The following is a 7710-nucleotide window of genomic DNA, read 5'->3' on the forward strand; positions in this document are numbered from 1 at the left end:
CGCCATGCCAAGGCGGGCGAAAGCCGCTATCTCGTCGAGCCCAACGTCAAGGACGGCAAGGGCGGCCTGCGCGATCTGCAGACGCTGTTCTGGATCGGCAAATATTTCTACCGGGTGCGCACCGGCGAGGAGCTGGTCGACAAGGGCGTCTTCACCGAGGGCGAATACCGGGAGTTCCAGAAGGCCGAGGATTTCCTGTGGGCGGTACGCTGCCACATGCATTTCCTCACCGGCAAGGCCGAGGAACGGCTGCATTTCGACATCCAGCGCGAGATCGCCGAACGGCTGGGCTACACCACGCACCCCGGCCTGTCGGCGGTCGAGCGCTTCATGAAGCACTACTTCCTGGTTGCCAAGGATGTCGGGGACCTGACCCGCATCTTCTGTGCCGCGCTCGAGGAAGAGCAGGCCAAGCACGTGCCGGGCTTCAACCGCATCTTCCTGACTTTCTCCAGGCGCAAGCGCAAGCTGGCCGGCACCTCCGACTTCATTGTCGACAACCACCGCATCAACATCGCCGACGACCAGGTGTTCGAGCGCGATCCGGTCAATCTTTTGAGATTGTTCTGGTTCGCCGACAAGCACGGCCTGGAATTCCATCCCGACGCGCTGAAGCTGCTGACCCGCTCGCTTAGCCTAGTCAACAAGTCGCTGCGGCGCGACGAGGAGGCCAACCGGCTGTTCCTCGACATCCTGACGTCAGACCGCAATGCCGAACTCAATCTGCGGCGCATGAACGAGGCCGGGCTGCTCGGCAGGCTGATCCCCGATTTCGGCAAGATCGTCGCCATGATGCAGTTCTCGATGTACCACCACTACACGGTGGACGAGCACCTGATCCGCTGCATCGGCGTGCTGGCCGAGATCGAGCGCGGCGACGGCGAAAAGATCCATCCCCTCTCGCACACGCTGATGCCGGGACTGAAGAAGAGCCGCGAGGCGCTCTATGTCGCCGTGCTTCTGCATGACATCGCCAAGGGCAGGCCGGAGGATCATTCCGAGGCCGGCGCCAGGATCGCACGTCGCATCTGCCCGCATATGGGGCTGTCGCCGGCCGACACCGAAACCGTGGCCTGGCTGGTCGAGAACCACCTTGTGATGTCGATGACGGCGCAGACCCGCGACCTCAACGACCGCAAGACCATCGAGGATTTCGCCGCGATCGTGCAGTCGGTCGAGCGGCTGAAGCTGCTTTTGATCCTCACCGTCTGCGATATCAGGGGCGTTGGACCCGGTGTCTGGAACGGCTGGAAGGGCCAGTTGCTGCGCACGCTCTACTACGAGACCGAATTGCTTTTGACCGGCGGTTTTTCAGAAGTGTCGCGCGCCCAGCGCACGGCGGCGGCGCGCGAGCGTCTGGCCGAGGCGCTCGGCGACTGGCCGGACAAGGCCCGCAAGCGCTATGTCGGCCAGCACTACGAGAATTACCTTTTGAACGTCGATCTCGCCGACCAGCTGCGCCATGCCGAGTTCATCCGCGAGGCGGATGTGGCGGGCAACAAGCTCGCCACCATGGTCAAGACCCACCAGTTCGAGGCGGTGACCGAAATCACCGTGCTGGCGCAGGACCATCCCCGCCTGCTGTCGGTCATCGCCGGGGCTTGCGCCGGAGCCGGCGGCAACATCGTCGACGCGCAGATCTTCACGACATCGGACGGCCGCGCACTCGACACCATCCTGATCTCGCGGGAATTCGACCGTGACGAGGACGAGCGCCGGCGCGCCGAGCGTGTCGGCCGGTTGATCGAGGACGTGCTGTCGGGCAAGAGCTGGCTGCCGGAGATGATCGAGAAGCGCACCAAGCCGCGGCGTGGCGCCAAGGTGTTCAAGATCCCGCCACGCGCCGAAATCCGCAACACGCTGTCCAACCGTTTTTCGGTCGTCGAGGTCGAAGGCCTGGACCGGCCGGGGCTGCTGTCGGAGATCACCGGAACGCTTTCCGACCTGTCGCTCGACATCGCATCGGCCCACATTACCACCTTCGGCGAAAAGGTCATCGACACCTTCTATGTCACCGATCTAACCGGCCAGAAGATCGACAGCCCGGCCCGCATCGCGACCATTCGCAACCGGCTGATGGCGACGCTCGAAGGCATCGTGCCCGAACGCGGCGGCAAAGCCAGGGCGGCGGCCGCCGAGTGACCGCCACCATCACTTTGTCCTTATCCTGTAGGCAGTCTCCAAACGCATGAGCCTCGTCAAGAAATTCGCAACGGTCGCTTCCGGCACGCTGATGAGCCGCGCGCTCGGTTTCGGCCGCGAGATGCTGATGGCGGCCGCACTCGGCACCGGACCGGTCGCCGACGCCTTCAACGCCGCCTTCCAGTTTCCCAACACCTTTCGCCGGCTGTTTGCCGAGGGCGCCTTCAACGCCGCCTTCGTGCCGCTGTTCGCCAAGGAGATCGAGACCCACGGCACCGATGGCGCCAAGCGCTTCTCCGAGGAAGTGTTCGGCGTGCTGTTCACGGCGCTGCTGGCGCTGACCATCGTCATGGAACTGTCGATGCCGCTGATCGTGCGCTATTTGGTGGCGCCGGGTTTTGCCGGCACGCCGGGGAAGTTCGACACCACGGTGACGCTGGCGACGATCATGTTCCCCTACCTGATCTGCATGTCGCTGGGCGCCATGATGGCGGGCATGCTGAATTCGCTGCGCCGCTATTTCGCCGCCGCGGTGGCACCGGTCTTCCTCAACATCATCCTGATCGGCGTGCTCGGTTATGCTTGGTACAAGGGCTCCGACGCACTCACCGTCGGCTATGGGCTGTCCTGGGGCGTGCTTGCCGCCGGGCTGGTGCAACTGGCGATCGTCTGGGTGGCGGTGCGCCATGCCGGCATCTCGATCGGCTTCCGCCGGCCGAAAATGACGCCCGCTGTCAAGCGGCTGTTGATCCTGGCGCTGCCGGCGGCACTCACCGGCGGCATCACCCAGATCAACCAGCTGATCGGCACGGCAATCGCCTCTGCGCAGAACAGCGCGGTGTCCTCGCTCGCCTATGCCGACCGCATCTACCAGTTGCCGCTCGGCGTGGTCGGCGTGGCGGTGGCGATCGTGCTGTTGCCCGAACTGTCGCGGGCGCTGAAGTCGGGCAATCTGATCGAAGCGGCCAATCTGCAGAACCGCTCGGTCGAATTCACGCTGTTCCTGACGCTGCCGGCAGCCGCCGCGCTCTGGGTGATGTCGGAGCCGATCGTGCGGCTGGTCTATGAGCGCGGCGCGTTTGCCGCCAACGGCTCGACGCCGACAGTGGCGGCGATCCTGGCGATCTTCGGCCTCGGCCTGCCGGCCTTCGTGCTGATCAAGGCCTTCACGCCGGGTTACTTCGCCCGCGAGGACACACGCACGCCGATGATGTTTGCCGCCATCTCGGTGGCGGTGAACGTCACCACGGCGCTGACGCTGTTTCCAAGGATGGGGGCGCCCGGCATTGCGGTGGCCTCCGCAGTCGCCGGCTGGGTCAACGCGCTGATGCTGCTCGGCGTCCTGATCCGGCGCGGCCATTGGGGCCGCGACGTGCCGCTGATGAAACGCATTCCACGTCTGGTGCTGTCGGCGGTGGTGATGGGAACGGCCCTCTATTTTGCCGAACACTGGTTCGCCGTCAGGCTCGGCCTGGGCTCGCCGCTGGTCGTCAAGGCGACGACGCTGCTGTCGCTGGTTGCCGGCGGAGCGCTGCTCTACTTCATAACCGCGTTTGCCACCGGCGGCGCCGATTTCGGCATGATCCGGCGCAATGTCAAACGCGGATCGGGCAAGTCGGCGCCACCGGTCGCAGAGACCGAACTGGACGAGTAGAGCGCCAGATCCACCTGCAGCGCCGTCTTGATCGCGGCGCCGTCTTCGTCCATAAGCGCGCCGTCGAAAGACTTTCGCCGCGCGCGAAACGGCCCTCCACAAGCCATGAGGACAATCATGACCGCCTTCAAGCCACTCGTCTTTTCCGGGGTCCAGCCGACCGGCAATCTGCATCTCGGCAACTATCTCGGCGCCATCAAGAAATTCGTCGCCCTGCAGGACACATCCGACTGCATCTATTGCGTCGTCGACCTGCATTCGCTGACAGCCCAACTCGTCTATGAAGACCTCGCCGACCAGACGCGGTCGATCACCGCGGCGTTCCTGGCTTCGGGCATCGACCCGAAGAAGCATATCGTCTTCAACCAGTCGCGGGTCATGCAGCATGCGGAGCTCGCCTGGATCTTCAATTGCGTGGCGCGCATCGGCTGGATGAACCGTATGACGCAGTTCAAGGACAAGGCCGGCAAGGACCGCGAGAACGCATCGCTCGGCCTGCTAGCCTATCCCTCCCTGATGGCTGCGGACATTCTGCTCTACCGTGCCACCCACGTCCCGGTGGGTGAGGACCAGAAGCAGCACCTGGAGCTGACCCGCGACATCGCGCAGAAGTTCAACAATGACTTCTCCGACCGCATCGCCGCCCTTGGCGTCGGCGTCGAGATGCAGGTCGGCGAGGAGACCGTGAACGGCTATTTCCCGCTGACCGAACCGGTCATCGGCGGGCCGGCGGCGCGCATCATGTCGTTGCGCGACGGTTCCAAGAAGATGTCGAAGTCGGACCCGTCGGATCTGTCGCGCATCAACCTGACCGACGACGCCGATGCCATCTCGAAGAAGATCCGCAAGGCCAAGACCGACCCGGAAGCGCTGCCGAGCGAGCTGGACGGTCTGGCTAGCCGGCCGGAGGCGGAAAACCTTGTCGGCATCTATGCGGGTCTCGCCGAGATGTCGAAGGCGGACGTGCTGAAAGAGTTCGCCGGCCAGCAGTTTTCGGTGTTCAAGCCGGCACTGGCCGACCTTGCGGTGGAAAAGCTGGCGCCGATCGCCAGCGAGATGCGCCGCATTTCCGACGACCGTGCCTATGTCGACGCGGTGCTCAAGGACGGCGGCGAGCGTGCCGGCGTGCTGGCCGAAGCGACGATGAAGACGGTGCGCGACATCATCGGGCTGCTGCAGGCCTAATTCCCACAGTCAGCGCACTGCACAATATTGGCCCAAGGCCGGCGGCTTGCCGCCGGTCCGCCGCAGTGGCAGATTGCGGCCGATAAAGCATCGAGTAGATAGACATGGTCTCCAAACGCCTCAGCCGCGAAGCCGGCCATCGCCGCAAGTTCCTGGCGATCATCGACGACACGCCGGAGTGTGAGCGCGCCGTCGCCTATGCCTCGAAGCGGGCGCAGAGCACCAGCGGCACGCTGGTGCTGCTCTATGTGATCGAGCCGGATGATTTCCAGCACTGGCTGGGCGTCGAGAAGATCATGCGCGAGGAGGCGACCGCCACGGCGCGCGCAGCACTCGACACTTATGCCAACAAGGTGCGCCAGAAGCTTGGCATCGAGCCTGAGATGGTGGTGCGCGAAGGCAAGCCGACGGAAGAGATCCACAAGCTGATCGAAGAAGACCAGGACATCGCCATCCTGGTGCTGGCCGCCGGTGCGGGCAAGGAAGGCCCGGGGCCGCTGGTCGGCGCTGTGGCCGGCAAGGGTGCGGCCTTCCCGATCCCGGTGACCGTGGTGCCGCAGAATCTGTCGGACGAGGAGATCGACAGCCTCGCATGAGGCTGCTTCGAGCGCGTCCCGGGGCGCGCAAAAACATTCCGCCAGCCAGCCCTTCCGGCGATGCGTTTCGCTTGAATGTCCAGCCAATTGAGCCTATTTAGAATTATTCCAAACTAGCTGCCCGCAACGGGCACGGAGATGGCCATGTTCATCCAGACCGAATCGACGCCGAACCCGGCGACGCTGAAATTCCTGCCTGGCAAGGAAGTGCTTCTGGAAGGCACCGCCGATTTCCGCGATGCCGACAGCGCCGCTATTGCCTCGCCGCTGGCTGGCCGGCTGTTCGAGATTCCCGGCGTCACCGGTGTTTTCTTTGGCTATGACTTCATCACCGTGTCCAAGGACGGCCCCGACTGGCAGCATCTGAAGCCGGCTATCCTTGGTGCCATCATGGAGCATTTCATGTCCGGCGCGCCTGTCATGGCCAAGGCCGGCCCAGCCGCCGAGACCAGCCAGACCGGTGAGTTCTATGACAAGGCCGACGAGGAGTTGGTCATCACCATCAAGGAACTGCTCGACACGCGGGTGCGCCCGGCGGTCGCCCAGGATGGTGGCGACATCACCTTCCGCGGCTTCGAGAACGGCACGGTATTCCTGCACATGAAAGGCGCCTGCGCCGGCTGCCCGTCATCGACGGCGACGCTGAAGCACGGCATCCAGAACCTACTGCGCCACTTCGTGCCGGAAGTGCAGCAGGTCGAGCAGGTCTCCTGACCGCTCTCCTGCCGGCAGACACTTCCATCGCAAACAACAAAAAACCGGGCCGAATTGCCCGGTTTTCTGTTTGGGACGTCCGTTGTTGCCTAGACGGTCCGCGTACGAAAGCTGCCTCTATCTGATCATGATTTTCACGAGAACCGGTACTGGTTTCTCGGCATCATGACCTAAAGAACAATGACCTTGGCGCCGACCGAGGCGCGGTCATAGAGGTCGATAATATCCTGATTCATCAGGCGAATGCAGCCTGACGACATTGCCTTGCCGATCGAATTCCATTCCGGGCTGCCGTGCAGGCGATAGCCCGAATCACCGCCCTTGTTGAACAGGTACATGGCGCGCGCACCAAGCGGGTTCTTCAGGCCCGGCTCCATGCCGCCAGCAAACTTTTCCAGTTCGGGCTGGCGCTGGATCATCTGCCTCGGCGGCGTCCAGGTTGGCCACTCGCGCTTCAGCGCGATATGGGCGGTGCCGTGCCACTCGAAACCCTCGCGGCCAACGCCGATGCCGTAGCGAATTGCCCTTCCATCACCCTCGATGAAGTAGAGGAACTTGTTCTGCGTATCGACGATGATGGTGCCCGGCTTTTCCGGGCTGTCGTAGTTCACTTCCTGCCGATGGTACTTCATCGGCACTTTCTCGATCGGGATGCGTGGCAACTGGTAACCGGCGTCGGTGACCGCGCCGTAGTCGTTGGAGAATATCTGCGAGCCGATGGTGCTGCAACCGGCGATAGCAGTGGAAAGCGCCAGTGCGGCGACAATTGCAAACGACTTCATGCGCATCAGGTGATCCGGTGCCCCGCCCCAACTTCGGCGGCACGAGTCGGCCGCTTTCTCACCATCATTCATGCTGGCATTTGCTTTGCTTGCCAAGCGCGCGATGCCTATATGCCGGAGTTGACGTGCTGGTAAGCATATCACTATGGCATTTCGGCAACAGCCCTCACAGGATTGTGAAGGAAATTCAAGGGGCCAAGTCCACGGGCTCCTGAGAATCGAGGAGAATCGTCATGAACGTCGGTGACGCCGCCCACCGCTCCGGCCTGCCGGCCAAGACCATCCGCTACTATGAGGAGATCGGCCTGATCGCCCCGGCGCGCGCCGCCAACGGCTACCGCGACTATTCCGGAGACGACATCCACCGGCTGGCCTTTCTGCGTCGCGCCCGCAATCTCGGCTTTTCCATCGACGATTGTCGCCAGCTGATGGCGCTCTACCAGGACCGCAGCCGCGCCAGCCACGACGTGCGCGAGATCGCCGCCGCCCATGTCACGGCGATCGAGGAGAAGGTGCGCGAGCTGCAGTCGATGCGCTCGACCCTGCAGAAACTGATCCATGCCTGCCACGGCGACGAAAGGCCGGATTGTCCGATCCTTGATGACATGGCGGGCGCCGCCATGCTCGACGACAAGGC

The 7710-nt window shown here is 63.5% G+C and carries 7 protein-coding genes; 6 read left to right on the top strand and 1 reads right to left on the bottom strand.

Going from position 1 to position 7710, the window contains the following annotated elements; translation table 11 throughout:
• The 5 genes from EN935_RS14565 to EN935_RS14585 all read left to right on the top strand — a co-directional run.
• On the top strand, positions 1 to 2142 hold a 2142-nt coding region (locus EN935_RS14565), incomplete at its 5' end, for a [protein-PII] uridylyltransferase (protein ID WP_127373399.1).
• A 46-nt stretch (positions 2143 to 2188) separates the two neighbouring features.
• Positions 2189 to 3796, top strand: a complete 1608-nt coding sequence (gene murJ / locus EN935_RS14570; RefSeq protein ID WP_127373400.1) for a murein biosynthesis integral membrane protein MurJ — start codon at positions 2189 to 2191, stop codon at positions 3794 to 3796.
• A 117-nt stretch (positions 3797 to 3913) separates the two neighbouring features.
• Positions 3914 to 4981 (top strand): tryptophan--tRNA ligase, encoded by a 1068-nt coding sequence (trpS, locus tag EN935_RS14575; protein WP_109666728.1) that lies wholly within the window; start codon positions 3914 to 3916, stop codon positions 4979 to 4981.
• A 104-nt stretch (positions 4982 to 5085) separates the two neighbouring features.
• Positions 5086 to 5577 (top strand): universal stress protein, encoded by a 492-nt coding sequence (locus EN935_RS14580; protein ID WP_056590042.1) that lies wholly within the window; start codon positions 5086 to 5088, stop codon positions 5575 to 5577.
• A gap of 144 nt (positions 5578 to 5721) precedes the next feature.
• Positions 5722 to 6291, top strand: a complete 570-nt coding sequence (locus EN935_RS14585; RefSeq protein ID WP_015314175.1) for a NifU family protein — start codon at positions 5722 to 5724, stop codon at positions 6289 to 6291.
• A 170-nt stretch (positions 6292 to 6461) separates the two neighbouring features.
• Here the strand turns inward: EN935_RS14585 and EN935_RS14590 are convergent, their stop codons facing one another.
• Positions 6462 to 7079: a L,D-transpeptidase gene (locus EN935_RS14590; protein ID WP_109666035.1), complete on the bottom strand. Its 618-nt coding sequence runs from the start codon at positions 7077 to 7079 to the stop codon at positions 6462 to 6464.
• Between the two features lie 227 nt (positions 7080 to 7306).
• Here EN935_RS14590 and cueR point away from each other — a divergent pair.
• A partial coding sequence (gene cueR, locus EN935_RS14595) for a Cu(I)-responsive transcriptional regulator (RefSeq protein WP_127373401.1) occupies positions 7307 to 7710 on the top strand: 404 nt, incomplete at its 3' end.

Origin of the sequence: Mesorhizobium sp. M7D.F.Ca.US.004.03.1.1 (genome assembly GCF_003998635.1) — a bacterium.
Lineage (GTDB): Bacteria > Pseudomonadota > Alphaproteobacteria > Rhizobiales > Rhizobiaceae > Mesorhizobium > Mesorhizobium loti.

Coding starts and splice junctions, on each gene's coding strand:
- murJ (WP_127373400.1), top strand. CDS start 2,189: ATGAGCCTCGTCAAGAAATTCGCAACGGTCGCTTCCGGCACGCTGATG.
- trpS (WP_109666728.1), top strand. CDS start 3,914: ATGACCGCCTTCAAGCCACTCGTCTTTTCCGGGGTCCAGCCGACCGGC.
- EN935_RS14580 (WP_056590042.1), top strand. CDS start 5,086: ATGGTCTCCAAACGCCTCAGCCGCGAAGCCGGCCATCGCCGCAAGTTC.
- EN935_RS14585 (WP_015314175.1), top strand. CDS start 5,722: ATGTTCATCCAGACCGAATCGACGCCGAACCCGGCGACGCTGAAATTC.
- EN935_RS14590 (WP_109666035.1), bottom strand. CDS start 7,079: ATGCGCATGAAGTCGTTTGCAATTGTCGCCGCACTGGCGCTTTCCACT.